At 43.5% G+C, this 2,214-nt stretch carries 2 protein-coding genes; both read left to right on the forward strand.

Translation table 11 applies throughout. The features are described from left to right. On the forward strand, positions 1 to 1,902 hold a 1,902-nt coding region (locus AC1DUA_RS34725), incomplete at its 5' end, for an efflux RND transporter permease subunit (protein WP_477504071.1). A 36-nt stretch (positions 1,903 to 1,938) separates the two neighbouring features. Further along, positions 1,939 to 2,214 (forward strand): DedA family protein (locus AC1DUA_RS34730; RefSeq protein WP_477504072.1); only part of this gene is annotated, 276 nt, incomplete at its 3' end.

Genomic DNA, 2,214 nt, shown 5'->3' on the forward strand with positions numbered 1-2,214 from the left:
GTTGATGACAGTATTGTCGTTATTGAGAACATATACAGCCAATTGCAAAAAGCACATGACCGCAATGAATCCGTCATCAAATTGGCGACTAAGCAGGTTTCCGCAGCCATCACATCCTCCACAATTACTACCGTCGGAGTTTTCGCTCCAATTGCTTTCGTCAGTGGGGAGATAGGGGAAGTATTTCGCCCATTCGCGCTAACGCTGGCCTGTGCACTGTTATCTTCACTTGTAGTGGCATTGACAGTGATTCCTATGTTGGCAAAGCTCTTGGTTATGAAGAGCAGCAAAATCCAGCATCATGATGAAATGCAAGAAGGCTGGATGTTGAGCCGGTATAAGAAGGCATTGTTATGGTCGCTGCAAAATCGGATTAAGACGCTGGCCATTGCTGCGCTTGTATTCGTTCTATCAATCGTGCTGATCGCACCGCATCTCAGTATAGCTTTTATGCCATCTAGCGAGTCGGATAAACAAGTGGTTTATCTAATGCAAATGCCAAGAGAAACCTCGTTCGAGATGATGAATGCCAAATCAAAGGAAGTTGAAACGATGCTTCGGGATGCCAAAGATATGGAAGGCAACTCCATTTTCAACTATAATGAATCGCTTGTTGGCTATGATTTTAGCAGGGATCGCACCGCGTATAAGACTACGATGTTTACAGAGGTTAGCCAAAAGCAAGATGCTAAGAAAACAATGAAACAGTACGAAGGCGAAATCCTGAATCTGCTTCCCAAAGGCTCAACTGTGGATAGTCAGTTAATTAGCTTTGGGGATGGAGGGGGTAGCGGGCCGGACTTCTATTACTTTCTGATAGGTGACGATCAGTTATATCTACAACAAGCAGCGAGTAAGGTCAAAGAGAAAATGAAGGAGTTTCCTGAACTAACTGATATGAAAGACAGTTTAAGCGAGTCGAAGAGCGAGATTGAAATCACGGTCGATGAGAATAAAGCCCAATTGTATGGATTTACAACCACAGAAGTGCTGGAAAATGTGCATAACTGGATTAAGGTAGAAAACCTTGGTGATTTGAAATTCGATAATAACACCTTTACGACCAAAGTCATGTTGGATTCCAAGTTTAAAAATTCAGCCTATCAATTAGGTACTCTATTTATTAGAACACATACCGGGCAAACCGTTCAATTGAATGACATTGCGAAGGTTAGACAAATCGATGCACCGGTTTCCATACGTCGTGAGTCTCAGAAGCAGGTAGTGTTTGTTACGGCGGTTATTGACAGTAAGGATAAAGGCGGTGTCAGTAAAAAAGTGTCAGAGGAACTCGCCAAATTGGAACTGCCATCCGGTGTTAGCCATGAGTTGAAGGGCGTATCCAAAAATATTGATAACAGTTTCATGCAAATGTACGCAGCCATGGCTGCATCCATTTTTATTGTTTATCTAGTTATGGTGCTTGCTTTTGGCAATGGCAGCGCTCCTTTCGCTATTTTATTCTCACTGCCACTCGCTGTTATCGGTGGGCTGCTAGGGCTATTAGTGACCGGAGAATCGGTTAATGTAACATCTCTCATCGGGTTCTTGATGCTAATTGGCATTGTCGTTACTAACGCAATAGTATTGATTGACCGTGTTCAACAGCTTATAGAGCAGGGACACTCCGTTCACGATTCACTTGTTGAAGCAGGCTTAACGAGATTAAGACCAATCATTATGACTGCAGGAGCAACCATAATAGCCCTAATGCCGCTGGCACTTGGATTTTCCAAAGGTACTATTATTTCGAAAGGCTTAGCTGTAGTGGTTATCGGTGGTCTTACGACTTCAACGCTTCTTACATTGGTCATCGTGCCGATTATTTATCAGCTTATCTACTCATTTAAAGTTAGACTATCCCGGTCCAATAAGAAAAAGCAGTCTAATTTAAGTCAGTAGCTTTGCTACCCGGGCAGCAAGAGGAGGCTGGTCACTATGAGTTATGATGCTTTGGTCTCTCTCATCCAGCAATATGGTTATATGGCTCTTTTTATTGCTTTATGGCTTGGGATCGTTGGGATGCCGATCCCGGATGAGGTCGTGGTCATGACAGGAGAGGCGATTACGGCGAACGGGATCCTTCATCCCATACCCGCATTTATTTTAACGTATTTAGGCGTAGTTTCTGGGCTTTCTCTAGGTTATGTTTTAGGTCGCCTTTTCGGGCTATCGATACTAGACCGACTGCGGCGAAAGAAGAAAATGGATAAG

Source organism: Paenibacillus sp. 01T422 (assembly GCF_056398785.1).